The sequence below is a fragment of the Sorangium sp. So ce590 genome, assembly GCF_051521365.1.
In the GTDB taxonomy this organism is placed as follows: domain Bacteria; phylum Myxococcota_A; class Polyangia; order Polyangiales; family Polyangiaceae; genus Sorangium.
In genome coordinates this window covers 5,823,071-5,845,943 of the sequence record NZ_CP150346.1, presented here as the reverse complement: position 1 = coordinate 5,845,943, position 22,873 = coordinate 5,823,071, and the positions used below count along the sequence as shown (strand labels likewise).

General features: G+C 73.0%; 18 protein-coding genes. 8 read left to right on the top strand and 10 right to left on the bottom strand.

The window, feature by feature from the left end; genetic code table 11:
• Nucleotides 1-257: 257 nt before the first annotated feature.
• The gene (locus WMF28_RS21720) at nt 258-881 is read left to right on the top strand and encodes a hypothetical protein (protein ID WP_437604171.1); all 624 of its coding nucleotides are present in this window, start codon (nt 258-260) and stop codon (nt 879-881) included.
• Between the two features lie 597 nt (nt 882-1,478).
• On the opposite strand, the gene WMF28_RS21715 is transcribed toward WMF28_RS21720, so the two are convergent.
• Nucleotides 1,479-3,836 carry a cyclic nucleotide-binding domain-containing protein gene (locus WMF28_RS21715; protein ID WP_437604170.1) on the bottom strand — a complete coding sequence of 786 codons (2,358 nt, stop codon included), beginning with the start codon at nt 3,834-3,836 and terminating at the stop codon, nt 1,479-1,481.
• Nucleotides 3,837-4,218: 382 nt separating this feature from the next.
• Between WMF28_RS21715 and WMF28_RS21710 the strand changes: the two genes are divergently transcribed.
• On the top strand, nt 4,219-5,064 hold the full coding sequence (locus WMF28_RS21710) for a hypothetical protein (protein WP_437604169.1): 846 nt from the start codon (nt 4,219-4,221) through the stop codon (nt 5,062-5,064).
• Between the two features lie 159 nt (nt 5,065-5,223).
• On the opposite strand, the gene WMF28_RS21705 is transcribed toward WMF28_RS21710, so the two are convergent.
• Nucleotides 5,224-8,418, bottom strand: coding sequence for a serine/threonine protein kinase (locus WMF28_RS21705; RefSeq protein ID WP_437604168.1), 3,195 nt, complete (start codon nt 8,416-8,418; stop codon nt 5,224-5,226).
• Nucleotides 8,415-9,632, bottom strand: coding sequence for a serine/threonine protein kinase (locus WMF28_RS21700; RefSeq protein WP_437604167.1), 1,218 nt, complete (start codon nt 9,630-9,632; stop codon nt 8,415-8,417). The genes WMF28_RS21705 and WMF28_RS21700 overlap by 4 nt, the downstream gene beginning before the upstream one ends.
• 99 nt (nt 9,633-9,731) lie before the next feature.
• Here WMF28_RS21700 and WMF28_RS21695 point away from each other — a divergent pair, with 99 nt between their 5' ends.
• The 4 genes from WMF28_RS21695 (at nt 9,732) to WMF28_RS21680 (ending at nt 12,910) form a co-directional block, all read left to right on the top strand.
• Entirely contained in the window at nt 9,732-10,331 is a 600-nt protein-coding gene (locus WMF28_RS21695) for a hypothetical protein (protein ID WP_437604166.1), read from the top strand.
• A 93-nt stretch (nt 10,332-10,424) separates the two neighbouring features.
• Nucleotides 10,425-10,658: a hypothetical protein gene (locus tag WMF28_RS21690; protein WP_437581800.1), complete on the top strand. Its 234-nt coding sequence runs from the start codon at nt 10,425-10,427 to the stop codon at nt 10,656-10,658.
• Nucleotides 10,659-11,386: 728 nt separating this feature from the next.
• Nucleotides 11,387-12,091, top strand: a complete 705-nt coding sequence (locus tag WMF28_RS21685) for a DUF2914 domain-containing protein (RefSeq protein WP_437604165.1) — start codon at nt 11,387-11,389, stop codon at nt 12,089-12,091.
• Between the two features lie 18 nt (nt 12,092-12,109).
• Complete coding sequence (locus tag WMF28_RS21680) at nt 12,110-12,910, top strand: hypothetical protein (protein WP_437604291.1); 801 nt, start codon at nt 12,110-12,112, stop codon at nt 12,908-12,910.
• A 38-nt stretch (nt 12,911-12,948) separates the two neighbouring features.
• Here WMF28_RS21680 and WMF28_RS21675 read toward each other — a convergent pair whose 3' ends face one another.
• From WMF28_RS21675 to WMF28_RS21650, 6 genes are all read right to left on the bottom strand, one after another.
• The gene (locus tag WMF28_RS21675) at nt 12,949-13,938 is read right to left on the bottom strand and encodes a hypothetical protein (RefSeq protein WP_437604164.1); all 990 of its coding nucleotides are present in this window, start codon (nt 13,936-13,938) and stop codon (nt 12,949-12,951) included.
• A 26-nt stretch (nt 13,939-13,964) separates the two neighbouring features.
• Nucleotides 13,965-14,987 (bottom strand): hypothetical protein, encoded by a 1,023-nt coding sequence (locus WMF28_RS21670; RefSeq protein ID WP_437604163.1) that lies wholly within the window; start codon nt 14,985-14,987, stop codon nt 13,965-13,967.
• A complete protein-coding gene (locus tag WMF28_RS21665) occupies nt 14,984-16,432 on the bottom strand; it encodes a serine/threonine-protein kinase (protein WP_437604162.1) in 1,449 nt (482 codons plus the stop codon). The genes WMF28_RS21670 and WMF28_RS21665 overlap by 4 nt, the downstream gene beginning before the upstream one ends.
• 168 nt (nt 16,433-16,600) lie before the next feature.
• Complete coding sequence (locus WMF28_RS21660) at nt 16,601-17,458, bottom strand: 1-acyl-sn-glycerol-3-phosphate acyltransferase (protein WP_437604161.1); 858 nt, start codon at nt 17,456-17,458, stop codon at nt 16,601-16,603.
• 193 nt (nt 17,459-17,651) lie between these two features.
• Nucleotides 17,652-18,518, bottom strand: coding sequence for a formylglycine-generating enzyme family protein (locus WMF28_RS21655; RefSeq protein ID WP_437604160.1), 867 nt, complete (start codon nt 18,516-18,518; stop codon nt 17,652-17,654).
• A 337-nt stretch (nt 18,519-18,855) separates the two neighbouring features.
• Nucleotides 18,856-20,241 carry a hypothetical protein gene (locus WMF28_RS21650; protein WP_437604159.1) on the bottom strand — a complete coding sequence of 462 codons (1,386 nt, stop codon included), beginning with the start codon at nt 20,239-20,241 and terminating at the stop codon, nt 18,856-18,858.
• 138 nt (nt 20,242-20,379) lie between these two features.
• Here WMF28_RS21650 and WMF28_RS21645 point away from each other — a divergent pair, with 138 nt between their 5' ends.
• The gene (locus WMF28_RS21645; protein WP_437604158.1) at nt 20,380-21,225 is read left to right on the top strand and encodes an MBL fold metallo-hydrolase; all 846 of its coding nucleotides are present in this window, start codon (nt 20,380-20,382) and stop codon (nt 21,223-21,225) included.
• Between the two features lie 49 nt (nt 21,226-21,274).
• Here the strand turns inward: WMF28_RS21645 and WMF28_RS21640 are convergent, their stop codons facing one another.
• Nucleotides 21,275-21,994 carry a DUF192 domain-containing protein gene (locus WMF28_RS21640; RefSeq protein ID WP_437604157.1) on the bottom strand — a complete coding sequence of 240 codons (720 nt, stop codon included), beginning with the start codon at nt 21,992-21,994 and terminating at the stop codon, nt 21,275-21,277.
• A 66-nt stretch (nt 21,995-22,060) separates the two neighbouring features.
• Between WMF28_RS21640 and WMF28_RS21635 the strand changes: the two genes are divergently transcribed.
• Nucleotides 22,061-22,873, top strand: coding sequence for a peptidylprolyl isomerase (locus WMF28_RS21635; RefSeq protein WP_437604156.1), 813 nt, complete (start codon nt 22,061-22,063; stop codon nt 22,871-22,873).

Genomic DNA, 22,873 nt, shown 5'->3' with positions numbered 1-22,873 from the left:
TGCAGAGGCCCCGTTGCTGGTCTGGATCGGTGCTGCAGGTGGAGCCGCACAGCTGCTCGACAAGGTCGACGCACGTGGCGTCCCAGACCTGGGTCGCTGGGGCGCACGTCTTCCCAGGGCACTCGGTAGCCACGAGATTGACGCACTCTGAGCTCCAGGTCCCCGCGCACCTGCCGTTGGAGAGGACGCTTCCCGACGGGCACACGCCGCTGAGCGGGAGGCAACGTCGCGGGGTGCCGGGCAGCACGATAGGGCAGGTGAAGTTCATTCCGAAGACGGCCGTGCACTCCATGGTCGACGTGCACCTGAAGTCGCAGCAGAGCGGGTTGGCCGCGCAGATGTTGGCGATGCACGGGTCACCGCACGTCGCGGTCATGTGGGTCGCGACGCCGGGGGCATACTCGCAGGCGTCATGCCCGCAGTCGGCCGGGATGGTCGTCTGGGTGCAGCAGTTCGGGTTCGCCTCGCAGACCTTCGCGACGCAGCCGCTGCAGGTCGACAGGAGCGAGAGGCCCGTCTCGCACGGATTGTGGGCGCACGCGCCCTGCGCGGGGTGCTCGCAGTACTGGTCGAACTGGCAATCCTCGCTGGTCGTGCAGGGCTGGTGCGTGCCCTGCCGCGCGACGCCCTCGGGCAGCTCGTTGATGTCCCCGACCGACCACGTGTACGTGGTGCCGGCCCCCGAGAGGTCGATGGGCCCCCCGTCCGGCGTCTCCTCGAACGACTGGCACGACGGGTCGCACGGGTTTGTCGCGCAGAGACCCGCGTCGGAAGCCTCCGAGTTGGCGAGCGGGCGCGGATACCCGCTCTCGCCGCTCCCGCGGGGCGAAGGCCCGAGCGGCGACCTCCGCATCGTCAACGTCCCCTCGCAGCTTCCGTAGCGCCCGTCCTGACACCGGCGGATGCCGTCCATGCATGTCAGCACGCCCTCGTGCTCACCGACGGTGATGTGACACTCGATTTCTTCGCCGTCGACGCACGGGTCACCCGTGCCCGTCCCCGCGTCGGGCCCGCCCGTCCCGTCCTGCGGCCCCGGGGGGCCGCTGTCGTCTCCGCTGCACGCCCCGGCGATCACCGCCGACGCCGTGAGCAGCGTGACCAGCAGCAGCGCTCTCGGCGCCCACGCCTCGGCGGAGCCTGATCGGGAGAGCGCTCCCATCCACTTGGTCGAGGGACCAGCCATCAGCTTCTCTACCTTCCACTGGGGTGGTGTCGGGAAAATTGTACCTGGGCGTTGAAGGCAAAGTCCAGGCCTCTCGCCCGCGCGCTGCCTGCCGCGAAAAAGACGGCCGCTGCGCGGAGGCGCGGACGTCGCCGCGCGCGGCGACGTGCGCAAGGCACAAAGAAATGCCGTGCCTCGCAACGATTGCATAGCGCGTCAGAAACGCGGTCGGCCGACCGCGGCGCGCGTCGCGGGCCGCGCGCCGCGCCCGAGGCCGTGTGGGGCGGCGTGCGCGCGCTCCCGGTCCGCCGCGCGCTCATCGGGGGGCGCTCGCCGCCGTGATGGCGTGGAGCACGAGCAGCGCGGCGGCGACCCCGAACGTGATGATGTGCGCCGGCAGCCCTCCGCGGAGCGCGCCGAGGAGCGCGCGCTGGGCCGGGAGCGCGCGCAGCTCCACGGCGATCCGGGTGAGCTCCGCCAGGCCGGCCAGGCGCTCTGCGCCGCGCCCTTCGAGGATGGCGTCGATGCGGGCGCGCAGCGCGCGCTCCTCCTCGCGCAGCCCGCGCCCCGAGGCGAGGAGCGCGAGCGGGCCGAGGGGGCTCTTCAGGTAGGGCACGAGGACCTTCTCGACGATCTTCTTGACCAGATCGCTGCGCCCGCTCACCTCGCGGTAGAAGCGGTCGAGGAGCTCGCGGCGGGCGGCGGCGAAGTCCTCGGGGAGCGCGGCGGTGCGCTCGATCCGGGCGAGGCGCCGCGGCGCGAGCCGGTACGCGAGCGCCGTGAAGGCGCCGGCCGCCGCGGTCGCCCAGAAGGCGAGGTGCAGCGCCGCGCCGAGCGTCGGGCGGCCGGACCGCGGCCACGGCGCGTGCGCCAGCGCGAGGCCGGCCGTGACGAGGCCGATCGCGAGGTGCCCGGCCAGCTGCGGGCGCAGTCGGCTCCTCACGGGCGCGGCGTCGCTGGCCTCCTCGGCCGCGGCGTCGTGCCGCCTGGGCCGCATCCACACGCGCCGTCCCGCGCGCTTCGGGACGGCGTACAAGAGCAGCAGCGCGATCCCCACGGCCGCGGCGGCGCCCGCCCACCACGCGGCGCCCTCGCCCGGTCGCGCCCCGCCGTGGGCGTGCGCCGACAGCCCGGCCGCGCCGAGCCCTGCCGCCGCGATCGCGCTCCCGGCGAGGAGCGCCGCGTCGCCCCGCTGCCCTGCGGAGCGCTCCTGCTCGCGCCGCGCCCCGCCGAGCAGGTCGCGCACGTCGGCGATCTCCTCCGCCGGGTTCACGCGGAAGATCGACCCCGTGGGGCAGGCCTTCACGCATGCGGGGCCGTCGTGCTCGCGGCACAGATCGCACTTGACGGCGAGGTCCGGGAAGCCCGCGCCGCCCGGGCGCGGCGCGGCGGCGGGGCGCGGCGCGATCGCGATGTTCTCCCAGGGGCACGCCTTGGCGCAGGCGCCGCAGCCGGTGCAGAGCGCGTCGCGGATGAACACCTCGCCCCCCGTGTCCTTGCCGATGGCGCCGGTCGGGCACTCGATCATGCAGGCGGGGCTCTCGCAGTGCTGGCAGGAGTTCGGCAGGAGCAGGCTCCGCGGCGCTTCCTCCAGCGCTCCATGCGCGTCGTCGTCCACCTGTGCGCGTATTTTGTCGCCACGGCGGACGAGTCGCGAGACCCCGTGTACGTCGGCGCAGGACCATGCGCAGTGCCCGCAGCGGGCGCACGTATCGAGATCGATGACGAGGAGCGACCGCGCCACCTGGAGGCGATAGAGGTCCCGGAAGAGATGCGCCGTGTTGTTGCGCGCCTGCCCGGCGACGATCGCCTCCTGGGCGGCGTGCTGCTCGCCGGTGATGCGCCGGAGTCGCGGGATCAGATCAGGGTGCCTCCGCGCGAGCGCGGCGAACGTCTTCGACGGTACCGACAGGAGCGCCGCGGCGCCGCTGGCCACGGCGCTCGCCGTCCGGCAGCGACCCTCGTCGAGCTCCACGTCTCCGAAGAAATCGCCCCGGGTGAGGTACGCGCGCACATGAATCCGATTTCCGTCCTCGGTCTGAATTTGCACCATTCCGTCGGCGATGAGCCACAGCTCGGTCGCGGGATCCCCGGCACGATAGATGGCCTGACCGCGCTCGAGGCGACGGTGACTCACCGCGTCAAGGAGAATCTCGACGTCCTCTGGATCGAGATCGCGCGTGAAGGCAAGGGTGCTCAGGAGGTCGCGTGTGGCGCTCCTCCGCAGGCCGCGCTCGAGCTTCTCGGCGACCTCGGCCTTGCCGGAGCGGCCGGCCGCGCGGCGGAACAGGTGGACCGGAATCTCCGCGAGCACGCTGGGCGCGAGCGCGACCGCGGTGGTCCTGCGCGACATCCCCACGACCGCCTCCTCCCCGAGGACATCGCCTACAGCGGCGGCGCGCACCTCGGTATCGCGATCGTCTCCGCGGCGTGTCGCGCGCAGGGCGATGCGCCCGGAAGCGACGACGAAGAACGCATCGCCCGCGTCGCCGGCGCGATAGACGACCTCGTCGGCCGCGGGGGAGCGGAGCCTACCTGCCTCGGCGATCTCGCGCCGGGCGCGCTCGTCGAGGCCTCGCAGCAAGGGGGCGTTGAACACCCCCGGCGGCCAGGCGTCGGGGCGGTCGTGCGCCGCGCCGCGCGCGCCGACGTCACTGTGGTCCGATGAGTGCATAAGCAGAAGCAGGGCTCCCGTCCGCCGAGCACAGCCGGAAACGCGGCGCCCGGCGTGCGACTCGCTTCATACCATCGCGCATCAGCTGTCGTAAGGGACGACATGGTCTTACTTCACGTTCGAGCGCTCGCGAGCGCTCGAACGACTGCAAAAAAAGGATGAGCGCCCCGAAAAAGCCTTGACACCTAAGCCGATCATAGTGAATATCCATCCTGCTAGACTCGGCATCTTCGGCGCCAGGGTTCGTTTGATGGTTCGGCATGAAATGACTAGCATCTGTTCCAGAGTGCACATGCAAGGTCATTCAAACCAACGAGGTAGAAGTATGAGCAGGCGCACGACGAGTTTGGCTGTTGCATCCCTGGCTGCCGCGTCTTTCATCATGTTGGGTTCGGCGTCCGCGAGCGCCAAGGACCACGTGGACTGGGCCCTCGATTTCGTCGACAGCGCGGAGAGCGCGGGCGAGCAGGACGGCACGGACCACAACCAATTCGCCAGCGGGGCCGAGAAGTGCTTCATGACCTGGGAGGAGCCGCAGGTCCTGAGCGTCGATGGAGCGACCGTCGAGGTGCCGGCCTGGTCCGGCAGGACCAAGGGCGCGTGCTTCTTCATCATGTCGCTGCAGAAGGCGAAGGGGTACGCGGAGAGCGATATTCGCAGAATCTGGGGCGCGTATGGCCTTACGTCCGATAACCTCTTCGACTGGATCAACATGAGCCCGGCGACCGGCGCGCCCCCGCCATCTCCAGATGACGAGACGTCCTTCCGCCGCGTCAACAGGGCGGTCGACATCCAGAAGGGCGATGTCCTCGCCATCGGCGCCACCTCCACCTACGCCGGTCACACGGTCATCATCACGGGCCCGGCCAAGGAGATCTTCCCGCAGATCCAGCCGCGTTACTCGGGTACGAGGCAGTTCGCCGTGCCGATCGTGGACTCGACCTCCTCGTCGCACGGGTGCCTCGCCCCGGCGGCGGACCCGGAGAAGGATTACTCGGACAGCCGGTGGAGCGGACCGTGCACCGGCGGCAATATGAAGGCGGGGGCCGGGACGGCCACCATGCGCGTGTACACCGACGCGATCACGGGCTACTTGCTCGGCTACACGTGGAGCGTCACGTCGTCGACGACGAGCTACTACTCCCCCATGACGCGGCCCTTCCGGATCGGCAGGCTGTTCAAGCTGCCGGACCCGATGTCGACCGAGGATCCCCCGCCCCCTCCCTGATCGCCGGGGATGCTTTTCACGATCACGGCGAGCTGAGCCCTTCAGCTCCCGACCAGCGAAGCCCTTACCCCGCGGGCCGGGGTAGGGGCTCGCCCCTTTTTGTTCGCCCGTTCGCCGAGCGGCCTGCCTCGCCGGTTGCTCCATCGCGGTGATCTCGGCTCAGGGGATCTCGATCTCGGCCCGCGCGAGCTCGACGATCTCGAGGCGCGCGAGCATCGACTCGGCGACCAGCGGGCCGGACGGCCTGAGGCCGCGCCGCGCCTGCTCCCGCTCGTACCCGGCGAAGGCGCGGATCAGGAAGGGGGGAAACGCCCGGAAGAGCAGCCTCGCCTCGGCCCGGAACGGGCCGCGAAGGGCGCCGGCCGGGAGCTCGTACGTGTACCGGATCGGCACGCCGGGCGGCACGGAGCGCGTATCGATGATCGCGTCCGGCCCCCTGACGACGCCGCGGCTCGCGTCCAGCGCCCCGACGGGGAAATAGATCTCCAGAAAGGCGTTCGGGCCCGTGAGGTTCGAGCCGCACGCGCCGGTGTCTGGATCGTAGTCGCCGTCCGCGTACCGGTCGGCGTGGTGCAGCCCCTGGCCGGGCCCGGGCCGGCAGCTGCCGTCCGCGGCCACGACACCGATGCAGCGGACGCAGCGCAAAAATCCGTTCTGGAAGTTGATGAGCCCTCGCCCACGGAACGAGGTGCCGCCGAGCCGCGGAGGTGGGTCCCAGAGCGGGACGTCCGGCCCGTCGCGCACGTCTGCCCCGAACAACCCCCCTTGCACGCTCGTCGGCCCGAACGGGTTGTTCGCGTCTGGGTGGGTGGTCACCCGGGTGAACACCTTGTCTCTCAGGTCCTCCTCTGCGCGGTCGACCCGGCCGACCTCGTAGATCACCCGCCGATCTCGGTCCCTGACCACGAGGTGAACCCAGATCTCGCGCTCCTGGCTGAAGCCGGCCGGCACCTTGTGCCCCGCGCCGGTGTTCTCGATCTCAATCGGGATCTCGAGGCGACCCCCGGCCGCGCCGGCGCGCCGCGCGGCGCCGAGCTCGAAGCGGAACGTGCGGCGGAGCAGCAGATCGCGGCGGCGGCGGGCGCTGGCCGGGATGCCGTGCACATCGAGCGACGGCTCATCGATGAGCGCCTCCGGGAACTCGTCCGACAGCGGCACATCCACGCCAGAGAAGTAGTGGGTCACGACGTCCGCCGGAGCGGTGGAATGATCCGCGATCCGGCCACGCGGCCGCGCCCCCGGCGGGCGCGGGGCGAAGCGCGTGCCGGGCGGGCACCCGGGATCCGGCGCCGCCGCCGGCGCGGCGCCCGCCGGGAGCGCCTCGCAGACGCCCGGGTAGGTGCTCATGTGGCAGTCCTGGCAGCTCGCCGCGGTGCGGCCGGCGCGCTCCTCGGACCTCGCCCACTCCGCCCACTCGGTGTAGGCGTTGCGCAGCCGCTTGAAGTGCTCGCCCCGCGCCGCCGCGAGGCTGTCGCTGCCGAAGAGGCGCACGTCGTGACAGGCCCCGCAGAACTCGCTCGATCGCAGGTACGCCCTGGCGCTCGCCGACGGGCGGCCGTGCACGACGGGGTCGTCGGCGCCCGCCGGCCTCGCCGGCGAGGTCCCGGCGCGCCGGTCGGCGCCCGGGCCGCCGGGGAGCAGCAGCTCCTCGGGGCGGAGGTCGTAGCCGCTGTTCGCGATCCCGAACAGGCCGCGCGCGTCCTCGGGGCGCGCCGCGAAGACGGCGCCGGTCACGAAGGACGTCCACGTCGCGTTGCCCTGGTACCCGGGGCGCCCGCGCGGGCCGACAGGGCCGTGCACCTGATGGCAGAAGCCGCAGGAGATCCCCTCCATGCCGCGGCGGGTGAGCAGGTCGCGCACCGGGAGGCGCGTGCGGGGATCGCCGCCGGGGCGGCCGTCCCACGCGGGCATGGCGACGTCGAGGTTCTCCGCCGGGCTGTGGCAGTTCACGCACCAGTGCTCGCCGCCCGAGCCGGTCACAACGACGCCGCTGCGCCTGTCGCGGCAGGCGCGCGCGGGATCGGCCTTGCGCAGGATGCCCGCGCCGTTCGGGCAGTCGGCGTCGCGCCCGACCTGCTCCTCGATGAGGCTCTCCAGCGCGTTGAAGAGCGGGCTCTTCACCGCGTGCGCCATCACCGAGCGGCGCCACTCCGCGGCCTGGCGGCCGTGGCACGCCGCGCAGTCCTCCGCGGCCGTCTGCGCCTGCGCGAGCGGCACGACCGGCGCCACGGAGACCGCCTGCGGCGCCGCCGGCCCGGGCGCGGCCCGCGAGAGCGCGAGCGCGGCCGACGCGACAAGCGCGCCGGCGCCGAGCGGCGCGAGCCGCCACAGCCGCGCCGCGGCGCCGGCGGGCCCGGGCGGCGGGCGGCGGGCGCGCGGCTCGCCCCGCGGCGCGCGCGGCGCCGCGCCGGCGCTCGCCTCGGCCGCCGCGCCGGCGCGGCGGGACGCCCGGGCGACCTGCGCCGGCCGCGCCGGCGGGTCCCCCTCGAGGAACCCGCTCAGCGCGTCCGCGATCGCCTCGGCGCGCGGCGGCCGCTGCGCAGGGTCTGGATGGAGCAGCCGCAAGACGTGGCCCTGCAGGCCCGCGGGCAGCGACGTCGCGACGCTCTCGACGAACGGCGGAGGCTCGCGGCGAGCGGCCTCGCCGAGCGCGTGCCGCAGGCCTGCGCCCGCGAACGGGTGCTCGCCTGCGAGCAGGCGGTAGAGCACGAGCCCGAGCGCGTACCGGTTCGCGGCGCTGTCCCAGACCGCGCCGTCGGCCTGCGCGGGCGGCGTCCAGAGCGGCGGGATCTCCGAGGACACCCGCGCTCCCTCGGCGTGGGGCGCCGAGCCGCCGCCGCTCACCGACGCCCCGACGAGCGCGCCGACGAGCGCGCTCGCGGGCAGCGTCACCTGGCCTGCGTCGTCCACGAGGAGCGCGTCGGGCGAGAGCGGCCCGGGGAACAGGCTGGCCCGCTCGCAGGCGGCGAGCGCGCGGGCGATCGGGAGGGCGAGCCGGAGCGCCTCCTGGAACGGGAAGGGCCCGCGCCGCGCGCGCATCCGATCCGCGAGGGGGGCGCCCGCGAGCCTCCGCACGAGCCAGACGCGCGCGCCGTCCGGGCTCGCGGCGGCGGCCGCGCCCTCGGCCGGCGCGGCGATGCCGCCGTCGATGAAGCCGCCGATCCCTGCGCTGCCGAGCTCCAGGAGGCGCGCCGCGACGGCCTCGCGCTCGGGCCCTGCCGGGCCGCCCCGGTCCGCCTCGCCGAGCCGCCACAGCTCCTCGGCCGCGCCGCAGCGCGAGCGCGTTGCGCAGCCTACGGCCGGGAGGGGCGCGCCTTCCGTGTAGCCCGCCTGCTCCGGCGACGCTCTCCTCATCGCGCCCCCACCGGCGGGGCCGGCGTCGCGGCGCTGGCGGGCGGCTCTGGCGCGCCGCTCGTCGAGCGCATCGCGCAGGTCCCGAGGCCCGCGAGCGCCGACAGCGCCACGATGATGGCGATCGCGAGCCCGGCCGGGACGTCGCGCTTCCGGTCGATCTGCTCGACGAGCGCGATCGTGTCGGCGCGCGGCGCGCCCGCTCCGCCGGTGACGCGCGCTGCTCCCGCCGCGCTGGCGCGGTCCTGGTCTCCAGCGCGGTGCGGCGTGCTCAGGCGGTCCTGATCGCCGGCGCGATGCGGCGTGCTCGCGCGATCCCGGCTGCCGGCGCGGTGCGGCGTGCTCGCGCGGTCGTGGCTGCCGGCCGGGCGCTCGCCGCTCGCCGTGCTGCGCGGCGCGATCGCGGCGGTCTGGAACGGCTCCAGCCGATCCACGACGTCCTGCGCGAGGTACGGTCGGTCCTCGGGCGCCTTCTCGAGCAGCTGGAAAAGCAGCTGCTCGATGCCGCGGGGAAGCCCGTTCCGCACGTCGTCACCGAGCGGCGGGGGCTCTGCCGTGCACTGCAGGTTGAGCAGCTCCCGCGGCGAGGCCGACTGGAACGGCGGGAGCCCGGAGAGCGCCTCGTACAGGATGAGCCCGAGGCAGTAGAGATCCGACCGGTGATCGATGGAGCGCGCGTCGATCTGCTCCGGGCTCATGTACTGCAGGGTCCCGACGCTCTGCGTGTTTGTCTGGTTCATCGCCTCGACGACCTTGGCGATGCCGAAATCCATCACCTTCACGCTGCCGTCCTTCTGAACCATGATGTTCTCGGGCTTGAGATCGCGGTGGATCACGGGCGGCTTCTGTCCGTGGGCCGCAGCGAGGGCGCTGGCCACGCTGGCCGTGATCCGCACCGCTTCCGGCCAGGGGAGGCGGCCGGCGGCGCCGAGGACGGAGCGCAGCGTCTGGCCGTCCAGGTACTCGAGCACCATCACGAGCTCGCCGGAGGCCTCGATGCTGGCGAGGCTCCGGACGATGTTCGGGTGCTCGAGGTGCGCGAGGATCTGCATCTCGTTGAGGAAGAGCCGCCGCCCCTGCTCGCTCCGGGCGAGCTCCGGGCGGAGCACCTTCAGCGCGACGCGCCGGCGCGACAGGCGCTCTTCGCCCTCGTACACCTTGCCCATCCCCCCCTCGCCGACGAGGCGTCGAACGAGGTACTCGCCGATCTGGTCCATGCGCGCCGTCTCCTCTCCCTGGCCGGGGCGTCTCTTCTACGTGCGAGCGGTGCCAATGGCTTACACCCGATTTCGTATCCGGTGGTAGAACCGGCCTCCATGCACACACGTCGGGCGTCGCTCGCCCGAGCCGCGATCCTGGCGCTCGCGGTCTCGGCCTGCTCGCGGACCGCGGCGGAGCCGGAGCCGGAGCCGCCGCCGGCCGTCTCCGGCGCGCCGGCCGTAGCGCCGCTCGCGTGGGACGTCCCGGGGAGCTGGGCGGCGCTCGAGGCGCCGCGCGCCGGCCCGCGCAAGGCCCTCTACAAGGTGCGGAGGGCGGCGGACGACAAGGACGACGTCGAGGTGCAGGTCCTCTCGTTCGGCATGGGGAGCCAAGGGGACGTCGAGGCGAATTTCAGGGAGTGGTTCGCGCAGTTCGACGGCGACGTCGGTGCGAAGGCGAGGCGCGATTCGTTCGAGGTTCGCGGCATGCGGGTCGAGCTGGTCGAGGTGGCCGGCACCTACAAGATCCCGCTCGGGCCTCAGGCGGGCGCCCGCAGGCGCGCGCCCGTGGAGATGGTGAAGGACGGCTACCGGCTCGTCGGCGCAGCGGTGAGGACGCCCGATCGCGGCAACTGGTTCTTCAGGATGGTCGGCCCGGACGAGACGGTGCAGTCGGCGCGCTCCGCGTTCCGGAGCCTGCTCGAGTCGCTGCGGTAGGCGGATGCGGCGGTCGCGCGGCTGCGCGCGTCCCCGTGTGCCGGGGCGCGCGGCGCTCGCGGGGCGCGCGGCGCGCGTGATACGTTGCGCGCCATGGATGACCGAAAGCGCGATGTCCGCTCGCCGGCCGAGATCTTCCGCGTCGAGGCGGAGGCCGAGGCGGAGCAGAACCGGCTTTGCGATGAGAGCAAGCACCAGCTCGCCAACCGCTGTCCGGAGTGCGGCAGCCTGGGCAGCATGGAGCTCGTCGACGGGCTCATGCGCTGTATCGACTGCGACGAGGTGGTGGCCGCAACCCGCCAGCTGTCCGGCTTCGGCCGCCGCTGAAGCACCTGTGCCCTTGCGCCACGGCCAATAAGCGCCAAGGTGCCAACGTAGAAGCTGTGCCGGACAGAAATCCTCGGGCGAGTTTCTTTCCTGATGATTTTCGCTCGAAGCCGTGACTATTCTGCGACTCTCGGCGCTCTCGCGCCCAGGTCAGTTTTTCGCCCCAGACGCGGTGCACGGAAGTACAGGCTGGCCAGCCAGCCGGGGCGTGAACAGCCAGACTGAAGTGTCGAAGGAGTTGGAGATGAAGCAGATCGCAGCGGAAAGCTCGGACCACTCGCCACGGGAGACAAGCCAGGGATCCCGGGCGACGACGGCACGAGGCGCGAGCGGAGGCCTGCTCATCCTGATGATCGAAGACAGCGCGATCGCGAGCTTTGGTCCCACACAAGAGAGTGAGTTGGCCAACGGTAGGCGCTGGCCCCGTCCGAAGCGCTGACGCTCGGCGCCCGGAGCGCCTTCCGTTCCAGCGGTCCCGGGGGAGCGCACACAACCGCGCTGCAACGCGGTGCGTTATCTCATCCCTGATGGGGCCTCTTTCCATGTGTAGCTGGTTTCGTTTTGCCGGCGCTTCGCGCCGAACCCAGCGTCCGTTCAGCACCCGCGGCGCTTCGTGAGCCCAGCGCAGGCGGCGGGCCCTCCGGCGGCTGGGTTGCCGTTTTTTCGCCCGCTCCGCTGAATCGTGGCACCTCGTCGGTGTGAACACCCGGGGAACGACGCGGAAAACCATGGTCCTGGCGCTCGCCGTCGCCGCCTTCGGCGGGGCGGCGCTCGGTTGCAGCGATCCGAGCGAGGTGATCGCGCGGATCGCCCGGGAAGAGGCTCCCGCGCTGAGCCGCGCGGCCCAGGGGCGGCCGGGCGGCGGGGCCGAGGGGCAAGCGAGCGCAGCGGCGCAGGACGGCGAGGCGCGATCGGCCGACGGCGCTGCCGTGGAGGAAGGCCGGAGCGACGCAGATCGCCTCGGCGCAGCGCGCGCGGCCCGTGGCCCGGCGCGGGAGCGGCGCCGCAGGTCGGGGTCGGCCCTCGAGGCGCGCGCCGCGGAGGGCGCCGGGCGCCCGGCGCAAGACGGCGGTGCTGACGAGGGCGCTCCCGCGGCGCCCGAGCTCCAGGTGACGCGGCTCGTCGTCTCGAAGGGCATCTCCGGCCGCGAGCCGGTCGAGCCGGCGACCTCGTTCGCGAGCGCGGAGATCGACCGCATCTACGCCTTCGTCGAGCTCTCGAACAAGGACCTGGCCGCCTCCGAGATCCGCGTCGTCTTCACGCCGCCCGACGGGAGCGCACCGCTGCGCATCCCCCTGGCGGTCGGCGCGCAGCGGCGCTTTCGCACCTGGGCGGCCACGCGGAAGGCGCGCGCGGCGGGGCTCTGGTCGGTGACGGTCAGCGACGCGGCGGGCAAGGAGCTCGCGCGCGCCTCGTTCACGATCACGACGTAGGAGGCGCCCGTGGCTCGCATGTTGCGCTCGCACCCCGCCTTGCTCCGGCGCGCCCGTCGCGCCGCCGTGCTCGTCCTCGCGCTCGCCGCGGGAGGCTGCGTCTCCCGCGTCGCCCGGGAGCCCGACGCCGCCGGGCCGCGGCGCTCGCTCGCGCTCGCCTGCGCTCTCGCCGAGCAGGTGGAGCTCGACTTCTGGCTGCCCGATGGACCCGCGGCCAGGGTGCTGTCGCTGCAGGTCCCGGAGGACACCGAGGACGATCCCTCCGACGTCGAGCCGGCCGACGCCGATCCGTCCGCGCTCGTCCGGTCGCGGGGCGCGACGTCGGCGGAGGCCGACGAGGAGCGCCGCTACGTGATCCTGCCCGGCGTCGATCTGGCGCCCGCCGTGGAGCAGAAGGTCGCGGAGATCGCCTCCGCCTATCATCGGCGGACCGGAAAGGAGCTCGTGGTCACGAGCGGCACGCGAGACCCCGCGCGGCAGGCCGAGGCGATGCACGATCTCTTCCGGCACGGCGCCGATGTCCTCGGCCTCTACAAGGACAAGACGGCGGCGCGCGAGATCAAGGGCGCCTACGAGGAGGAGCTCTCGGACGAGCAGCCCTCCGAGGCCGTGATCGCGGCCCTCGAGCGGGTGATCCGCGCCCAGGTCGACCGCGGCGTGTTCATCTCGGCGCACCTCAGGGAGGGCGCGGTCGACATCCGGAACCGGGACATGACGCCGGCCGAGAAGCGCGCGTTTCTCGATGGGGTCGACGAGGTCGGGGGCGTGTTCGCGCTCGAGGAGTCGCGGCCGCCCCACTACCATCTGCAGATCGATTGATCCCGGGACACCGAGCGGCCCGCGCGCGGCGGCCGCGATCACTCGTCGTTGAACCTGACGATGATTCCGGAGTCGGTGTTCGTCCAGTAGACGCCTGTCCCATCCGCGGCGATGCCCGTCGGGCCCCCCTGACCCGTCGCGATGATCTCCGCATCGGCGGCCCTGTCCTTGCGAATCCGGTAGACGCTCCCCGCCGCCCTGACGGTGACGTAGAGATGGTCCCCGTGCGCGGCGATCCCGGTGGGAGGGCTCGACAGGTCGTCGAGGAGGGGCACCGGGGCGTCGCCGTCCGATGGGCTCCGCGGATACCGCAACACGTTGGTCTGGATGAGCCAGTAGAGGTTGGCTTCATCCAGCACGAGCAGACCCGGCTCCGCGGGGCTCGTGCAGAGTTGCTCCGCGTCGGCGCCGTCGCTCCTGTTGTCGACCCAGAGCGTGTTGTCGGCGCGATTGGTCCAGTAAACGACGGCGCCGTCGGCCGCGACCCCGACGGGCGCGCCGCCCTCCGTCAGATCCTTGCGGGTGCCGCCCCCCTTGGGGATCCAGCTGATGCGGTCGCCGCTGGGGCGAGCGCCGTAGATGTTGTCGGCGCTGAGCGCGATCTCCGTCACGTTGCCGCAGACGCCCCACAGCGGCTCCCCACCAGCCGCCGGAAACTGCGCTGTCTTCGGCAGCTTCCACAGCTTGTCCCGCTCCGCCCTGCCGCCGTCGCAGTCGCCGGTGAACGCCTGGTCGGTGCTCGACCAGTAGATGTGCGTCGTGTCCAGGGCAATGACCCCGGGCGCCTCGCTGGAAGGCGCGAGCAGGTCGACGACCTCCCGGTCATCCTTGATCTGCTTCCGGAGCGCGCCGCCCTGGCTCCGGTCGTCGCTCGCGTTGGTCCAGTAGATCGCCTCCTCGTCGAGCGCGATGCCCTGAGGCGCCGCCTGGCTGCTGGCGATCACGATCAGCGGGGTCACCTCGCGATCCTCGATCCCCGCGATCTCCGCGCACCCCTGGAGGCCCGGCGCGAGCGCGAGCGCGAGCATGACGGCAGAGCTCCTCGACCTTCGCATCACCACTGGCCTCCGAGCGTCACGCGCCCCCCATCCGATGCGACGCTCGGCGAGAGCCAGACGCGCTCGCTCGCGACGGGCTTCTCAGGCGAACGCGACATCAGCACCATCGCGACGCCGGCGCCGAGGCACACAAGACCAGCGCCGGCCGCGATGTTCGACACCATCGCGGTCGACCGGGCGCTCTCGTTCGCCTCGACGTCCGCGCGGCTGCAGCGGAAGTTGCCGCTGCAGCCCACCTCGACGTCCCCGGCTTCCTGGAACGCCATGATCCCGAACACCGCGCCCACGCCGATCCCGGCGAGCCCGACGCCGCCGGCGACGAAGCCGAGCGTGCGCAGAGGGCTGCCGGCCGCCCCGGGCTTCGCAGCCTCCGGCCGGACGACCGGCGCCGGCAGGGCAGGGGGCGCGGCCTTCGCCTGAGCGGCAACGTCCGCGAGCGGCGGGATGATCACCCGCGGCGTGCTGGGACCGGGATCGAGCGTCACCTGTTGCGACCACGGCTGCTTGCCCGGCGCCCTGGCCTCGATCATCGCCGTGCCCGGATCCACGGGGATGCCCGTGCCGATGGCCGCGGCGGCGCTCAGCTCTTTGCCGTTCAGCGTGATCGCCATCCCCGGCGCCGCCTGCGCGACCTCCAGGACGAGGCGCGTCAGCCGGGCTTCCAGGTCGGACGCGCGCTTGGCCGCGAACTGGGAGCGATCCTGCTGCCCGGCGCTCGCCGCGAGCGCGGACGCCTCCTTGAACTCGGCCCACGCGCTGGCCGTCTTGCCCTCTTTCTCGTGGCAGACCGCCAGGTTCAGCAGCGTCCCGACCGTGGGATCCACGCGCTGGCTCTCGGCGAACTTGGGGCACGCCTCCTGGAGCCTGTCCTCGTCCATGAGCTTCTTCCCGTCCTGGAACAACCCCTCGGCGAGCGCCTTGTCCGCCGCCGTCGGCTGGGCCCAGAGCGGCGAGGTCAGGCTCATCCCGGAGAGCAGCGCGAGCCATGCGCCCGCGTGTCGTGCTCGAAACGATCTCAATGGCGGCTCCTCAGCATATCGTCCTCGCTGGTCGACCGCGGTGGTCGCGGCAGGGTGCCTGGCTTGATCGGCGCGCCGGAGGCGGTCGCCACCGGGCGCGCGCCGGTCGCTGCGCCGCTCGCGGAGGCCGCGACCGACGGCGCCGCGCTCGCCGCGGCGGTCGTGGCGCCGGGCTCCGCGGCCGGCGCGCTCGGCGCGCTCGGCGCTGCAGCCGGCGCGCCGGAGTTGAGCGCCGCGGCGGGCGAGCCGGGGCCGAGCGCGCCGCTGCCGGGGCGCTCGGGCTCGCCCGCCGCGGCGGCGCTCGGCGCCTGCGGCGCCACGCGCGCGCTCCCGAGCAGCCACACGCCCGCGCCGGCCACGCAGGCGAGCAGCGCGCCCACGCCGGCGGCCACGAGCAGCTTGCGCCGCGATCGGCGGCGGAAGCCCGTGTGCGTCCACGAGGCACCGGATAGCCGGTCGCTGTCCTCGGCCGCCCTCGAGTTGAGCAGCGACTGTCCAGCCGGCGACGCCGCGCCGATCGCGCTCTGGATGCGCGAGGTCGAGAGCTTCGCGAAGCTCGACCCGAGCGGATCGAGCGCCTGCGCGAGCTTGCCGACGTTGGCGTAGCGAGCGCTCACGTCGCGCTCGAGGCAGCGCGCGACGATCCGCTCCAGCATGGCGGGCGCGTCGCTGCGCTTGTCGCGCAGCCGCGGCACCGGCTGGTGCAGGATGTTCGCCATCACCGCGGCGACCGTCTCGCCCTGGAACGGCGGCTCGCCCGTCACCAGCGTGTAGAGGAGCACACCGAACGACCATACGTCGGCGCGCCCGTCGACGGTCCTCGGGGCCATCATCTGTTCGGGCGACATGTACCCGGGCGAGCCCATCACCTGCTTCGTCGACGTGAGCCCCGGCTCCGCGGGCGAGTCGAGCCCTTGTCCCTTCGAGATGCCGAAATCGAGGACCTTGATGTGCCGTGTCCCGTCCGTGTGCTCGGCGAGGAACAGATTCGATGGCTTGATGTCCCGGTGCACGACGCCGGCCGCGTGCGCCTCGGCCACCGCCTCCAGCGCCTGCAATACGTAGTCGACAGCGTCCTGGATGGGCAGCGGGCCGTGGGCCTCGATGACCTGCTGGAGATCGAGGCCGCTCAGGAACTCCATCACCATGAAGGGCACGCCGCTCTCCGTGGTGCCGACGTCGAACACGCGCGCGACGTGCTCGCCTTGCAGGCGGGCCGCCGTGCGCGCCTCCCGCAGGAAGCGCGCGACGGCCTCCTGGTTCGTGAGCGCGTCCTGGCGCAGGATCTTGATGGCGACCTGCTGGTCGAGATCCTCGTTGCGCGCCGCGAGCACGACGCCCATTCCGCCGATGGCCACGACCCGCTCGACGCGGTATTTGGCCGCGATGAGCTCTCCGGGCTGGGCCAGCGGTGCGAGGAGCTGCGCGGTGCGGTCGGGGGTCACGGCTGGCGCTCAAGCGTACATGAACGGACTCGGTTTTCCGAGAGCCGCGCGAGCCCGAGCCCCCTTTGTCACGCGCCGGCAGGTTTCGGCGCGGCAGGAGCGCTGCCCGCCGGCGTCATGGGCGCTCTCGGGGCGCGATCGCGCTGCCATCCTTCTGCGGTTGACCTGTCAACCGCGCGGGAAGAGGCCGTGCCTGCCGGCCGTCCGGAGCTCGTCCAGACCGGCCTGCATCCGCGCGACGATCTGCGCGAACGCGCGCTCCACCTCGTCCGGGTCGTTCGCTGCCTCTCTCGGGAGGCCGAGGTGCAGCGGGCGGAGCACGCGTGTGTGAATCTTCACCGGCAGGGGCACATGGGGGATCGGGATGCCGACGATGAGCCCCCACGGCAGCGCGAGGCCGAGCGGCGCGACGTTCGAGCGCGCGAGCTGGGGGAGGCGGAGCCACTCGGCCACCCTGCGGCCATCCGTGGCGATGTAGAGCGATTGGTGCGCGCCCACGCTCACGATCGGCACGATCGGCACGCCCTCGCGGATGGCGAGCCGGACGAAGCCGCGGCGCCGGCCGAAGCGGATCGTGTACTGCGCTGACGTGGGCTTGCAGGCGTCGAGATCGCCGCCGGGGAAGACCAGCACCGCCGCGCCCCGGGCGAGCGCCCGCCGCGCGTTCTCCGGGCTCGCGGCGATGGCCCCGCAGGCATTGAGCCAGGCGCCGGCCTTCGGGACGTTGAACGGGAGGTCGTGCATCAGCCCGTAGGACAGGCGCGAGGGCCCATAAAGGCGCCAGAACGCCGTCATGTGGCAGTACATATCCGGCATTCCCGTCATCGCGTTGTGGTTGCTGACGGCGAGGAAGGGGCCGTCGGGCAGCTCCTCTTCGAGCTCGGTCTCGCAGCGGAAGTAGTCGTCGTAGAGGAAGCCGAGCAGCGGGAGCACGCGCGCGATGAACGCCGGGTCGCGCGCGTCGAGGTCGTCCGGGCGCGCGCGCTCGCGGCCCTTGGCCGAGAACGCGGCGATTGCGTCCCTCACGAGGTCGAGGCTGGGGCGGGGCTCTTTTGACAGGATCAGCACCGTGTCCCGGTGCCCTAGCCTGCGGCGCGACCGAGGGGAAGCGGTTCGTCCAGGGCGCCTGCCGCCGGGCTACCGGCGCGCCGTCGCTGCCCGCGCCGGTCCCCCGCGGCGCGCCGCCGCGGCGCGGGCCGGAGCGGCGCCGCCGGGCCGGTCACTGGGCGTCGCGGCAGCACCGGAAGCTGGTCTCGTAGAAGCGGAACCCGTCCGCGTGCGCCGGGTTCGTGGAGCTGCACCGCGGCTTCGCGCCGCCGAAGCAGCCGGACCAGTAACAGCCCTTGAGGACATGAGGGTGCTCGTTGACGTGGTATCGGGTGCGCACCACCCACTCCTCGACGTTCCCTGTCATGTCGTAGACGCCGAACGCGCTCACGCATCCAGGCCGCGAGCCGCTCGGCGCGGCCTGGTAGAGCGCCTGGACCTCGGCGAGCGCCTCGTCGGAAGGCCAGGTGTTGAGCGCCCGCTCGTCCGGCGCAATCCACGTCTTGTTGTCGTTGCAGCGCTCGGCTTCGTGGGTGTTCCCGTACGGATAGACGAACGCCTCGGGGCCCTGGCACGCCGTGTCCCACTCGTCCTCGGTGCAGAGCCGCTTGCCGCGCTCCTCGCACCAGGCGTGTGCCGAGACGGCGCTCTCCATCACGAGCGGCAGCGCGCCTTCGATGTTCGGCGCCTCGAAGCGATCGATGCAGTATCCCTCGACCTCCACCATGTCGGGCGGGCACGGCCCCTCGGGCAGCGTGTCGAGCGGTAAGTCCTGTTCGTCGATTCCGCCGCTGCCTCCCCCCGCGCCGCCATATCCGGCGCCGCCTTCTCCCGCGCCGCCCTCCACCGCGCCGCCGCCTCCTCCAGCGCCACCGCTGCCGGCGAGGGTCATGGAGGTCGACGAGGACGTCGCTGCTGCCCCCCCGCCGCCCGAGGCGTCGTCCTTGTCGGAGCCGAGGCCGCCGGTGCAGGAAGCGCTGAAGAGGGATACGAGCCCGAGAAGCGAGGCGATCCGAACGGCGAGAGCTCCAGGGCGCATTGCGGGCTCCTCATCGACGAGGGTGGCAGAGCGGCGCTCTCTCGTCGAGCGCGCGCGCGGCTCTCCGCCGTGATCCGTTGCGTCGAATCGTCCTCGATACCGACCTTCGCCCTCCGCCTTCCTCGTTCGTGGACCCTCGCTGTGCTGGGACGGACCCGCCCGCCGGGGGCGGCTCCGCCCGAGCGCGGCGCTCAGACGAGAAGAAGACAAACCGCCAAGGATACCAGAGGTCCCGAGTTGAAAATTTCCTCCCCTGGCGTCCTTGGCGCCTTGGCGGTTTTCTTCTTCTTGCTTCCTGTTCGCCGTACCGCCGTGCCAGACGCCGCAGAGCACCGCGCTAGAGGCGGACCTTGCAGCGGAGGATCGCGCTCGGGGTGACGCGCGCGGCGGTCAACCGGCTCGCGCGCGCGTCGACGCGAACCTGGACCGCCACCGACCCCGCAAGCGCGCGGCTCGCCAGGTCGCGCGCGAGCAGACCCACGGCGCCGGTCAGGTGCGACATCGCGGCAGAGCCGGCCAGCAGAGAGCACGGAATGGATCCAGACAGATCCATCCCGATCGCGGCGTCCGTGCCTTCGCGCTGGATCGTCCCCGTGCCTTTGAGCTTCAGCGCCCCGGCGGCGACCTCCATCGCGCTCAGCGCGATGCGCCGGCGGTCGCCCGAGATGTGTGCGTCCGCCTTGAGGGTGGTGGTGTCGCCGAAGAGGAGCCCGTCGAGCTCCCTGGGGTGGGGCAAGGTGAAGCCCTTCACCGTGAGCGCGATCGGGCCCTCGAGCGGCGCCTCGGACAGGGCCGTCCGATCCGCCCCGGCCGCGAGCCGCAGCTCGAACGTGCCGGAGACGACCATCGTCGAGGCGCCGACGTCCACGCCAAGCAGCGCGCCCAGGGCGGAGAGCGGCGTCGGCGCGAGCTCGATCGAGGCGCTCGGCGAGGGCAGCGGCCGGAGCTCGGCCCGGAGCGGCGCGGAGGGGACGTCCTCGCCGCCGAAGCCCAGGGAGATGGCCGTCGCGCCGATCGACCAGGCGATATCGGTGCGCGCCACCTCGTTGCCGGCGACCAGCACGCGCGCCTGCTTCAGGACGCCGACCTCCGGTCGCGGCGCGCCCGGCGGCGGCGCTGCGGCGCCCTGGACCGAGCCGGCCGCGCGCCGCACGAGGGAGGCATCCGTCAGCGCGAGCACCTCCGGTCCTCCCTCGCGATCCCGTAGACCGAGGCGGACGCGGCCCGTGGTGAGCCGCAGCGCCGACGCGCGCGGGCCGTGCTGCGCGACCCAGGCTGGCAGGCCCTCCAGGGCGTCGACCCCCACGAGCGTGAGCTCGACCCCGTCCGCCGTGATCCCCGTGGGCGAGAGCCCGCGCAGCGCGATCGTGGTGCGCGCCACCGTGCCCGAGAGGCCGCGCACCCCGAGCAGCGAGAAGCGCGCGTCGCGCAGGCGGACCGCGTCGAGGCCGACGTCGACCGCGCCCGGATCCAGCGCGACGCCGCGCGCGCGGGCCTCGGCGACGACATGCCGGCGGAGCGCGGGCGGACCGAGCACGAGGAGCGCGGCGACGGCCGCCGCGACGAGGGCGACGACGACGAGCGCCGCGATCAGGGCGCGGCGGCGCCGCTTGCCGCGCGGCGCACCGCTGCTGTCGCCGCGGCCGCTGTCGCCGGGGGCACCCGGCGCGGCGAGCGGCGCCTCCGCGTCGGGGTCAGGGGAGGGGCGAGAGGAGGGCAGCACGACGTGGAATTGCTGTAGCGTCGTTCCAGCGCGCTCGCGAGCGCTTCGCGCGGCTCCAGCGCGCTTGCAGCCGGGCCCTCGGCTGCGCTACGGGTCACAGGAGCCGCCCGTCGTCGGTCCCGTTCCGCGGAGCCCGGTATGAAGATCACCATCATCGCGAGCGGGAGCGGAGGCAACGCCACGCTGTTCGCCTCCCGGGGCACGCGGGTCCTCGTGGACGCGGGCGTCGGGCCCCGGGTGCTCGAGCAGTGCCTCTCGGCGGCGGGCGCGGGCGGCGCGCTCGGCTGGGCGCCCGACGCGATCGTGATCACGCACGCGCACGCCGACCACGTCGGCGTGGCCGCCAAATACAACAAGAAGCACAAGATCCCGATCTACGCCTCGGAGGCGACCGCGCGCGCCGCGGAGCTCGGCGACCCGGCGCGCGTCCGGAGCTTCTCGCCGCGCGAGCCGTTCGCGATCGGCGCGCTCACCTTCTCACCGCGGCCGCTGCCGCACGACGCGGCGCAGGTCGCGCTCGTCGTCGACGACGGCGCGCGGCGGGCCGCGCTCGTGACCGATCTCGGGGAGGTCCCGCCGGGGCTTCTGGAGCACGTCGCCGGCTGCGATGTGCTGATGCTCGAGTCGAACTACGACGCCGACCTGCTCGAGGCCGGCCCCTACCCGCAGCACCTCAAGCGCAGGATCCGCTCGGCGCGGGGTCACCTGGCGAACGCGCAGGCGTGCGCGCTGCTCGCGGCGCTGCCCGGCGGCACGCACACGGTCGCGCTGATGCACCTCTCCGAGGTCAACAACCGCCCGGAGCTCGCGCTCGACGCCGCCCGCGACGCGCTCCTCGGCAGGCGCACGCGCCTCATCGCCGCGCCGCCGCGAGGGCCGCTCGTCCTCGACACGGCGCCGCCGGCCCCGCCGCCCGGCGCGGCGCGCTCGGCGCTCGGCCCGCCGGCTCCCCCGCGTCAGCTCGGCCTGTTTCCGGGGATGTAGCTCGGCGCGCCGGGCGGGCGATGTCGCCAGGCCCTGCGCCGGGCGCGCGTCAGATCCCCTCGAGCCGGACCTTCTGGCCCGCGACGACGCCGTTACGCCGCGCCCAGCCGGCGTTCAGCTCGAGGACGTACGTCGAGGGACAGGCGACGTCGAAGTTCGAGTCATTGAGCGTCGGGGTGTTCTCCTCGATACCGACGATCGTTCCATCGCTGTCGATGAACAGCATGTCGAGCGGGATGCAGGTGTTGTGCATCCAGAACGAGTGATTTCTCCGCTGCTGGAAGACGAAGAGCATCCCGCGGTTCTCCGCCATGCTCTTTCTGTACATGAGCCCGCGGGCGCGCTCTTGCTCCTTCCGCGCGATCTCGACGAGCACGTCGGGAGCCCTGGCCTCGAGGAACGTCACCTTGCCGGTCGCGAGCTGGAACGGGCCGGTCGGGTCGTCGGGGCACGCCGGATCCGGGCCGGCCTTCGGGGGCGGTCGCGCCGGCGTTGGTGGGGTCGCGTCGATGCAGCGGCCGGCGCCCGGCGCCTCGGCCACGGCGGGCGGCGTCCCGGTCGGGGGCGGCGCGACGTCGTGGGCGGGGACGTCGACCGCGTCGCTGCGGGGCGTGGCCGGGAGCGGCTCGTCGACGCGGCGCTCGCACGCGCCGAGGGCGACCGCGAGCAGCAGCGCGCCCAGGGCGGGGGCGAGCGGGGCGAGCGAGGCGAGCGAGGCGAGCGAGGCGAGCGAGAACGGACGGGTCGCGAGGGCGCAGCGCGAGCTCATGGCGCTTCCTACCACGGCGCCGCTCGTCCTTGACCGCTGGACCACGACGAGCGAAATCGTTGACCGATGATCGCTCGAACCCTCGCCAATCAGTCCGTCGCCACGCTCGCCGCGCTGGCGATCCTCGCCGGATGTTCGAAGACCCCGGAGCCCACGGCCGAAGAATCGCCGAAGCCGAAGACGACGACGCCGGCGTCGACGGGGCTGGCCGGAGGCAAGGCGGAGAAGACGGAGGAGAAGACGGAGAAGGAGCGCCCCCCGCCGCAGCGGCGCAAGGTCGCCGCGAAGCCGGTCGCCGAGGTCAAGCCCAGCGAGGACGACCCGGTCAAGGGCAAGTGGACGCTCGAGGACGCCACCAAGGGGCTCCCGGCGGGCAAGGCGCTGACGGCGTCGATCGAGACCGATCTCGGCACGCTGTCCTGCAAGCTGTTCGACGACAAGGCGCCGATCACGGTGGCCAACTTCGTCGGCCTGGCGCGCGGGATCAGGCCCTGGAAGACGCCCGAGGGCACCTGGGAGAAGAAGCCCGCCTACGACGGGACGATCTTCCACCGCATCATCAAGGGATTCATGATCCAGGGCGGCGACGCGAAGAAGAACGGCACCGGCGAGGCCGGCTACGTGATCCCCGACGAGGTCTGGGAGGACGGTAGCCACGACCGCGCGGGCCTCCTGTGCATGGCGAACCGCGGCAAGAACACGAACTCCGCGCAGTTCTTCATCACCGACGCGGCGGCGTTCCACCTCGACAACGGCTACACCATCTTCGGTGAGTGCGGGCCCGAGGAGCTCGTCCACAAGCTCGCCAGCGTCGAGGTCAAGGGCGAACGCCCGGCCAACCCGCCGGTCATCAAGAAGGTGACGATCACCCGGCAGTGA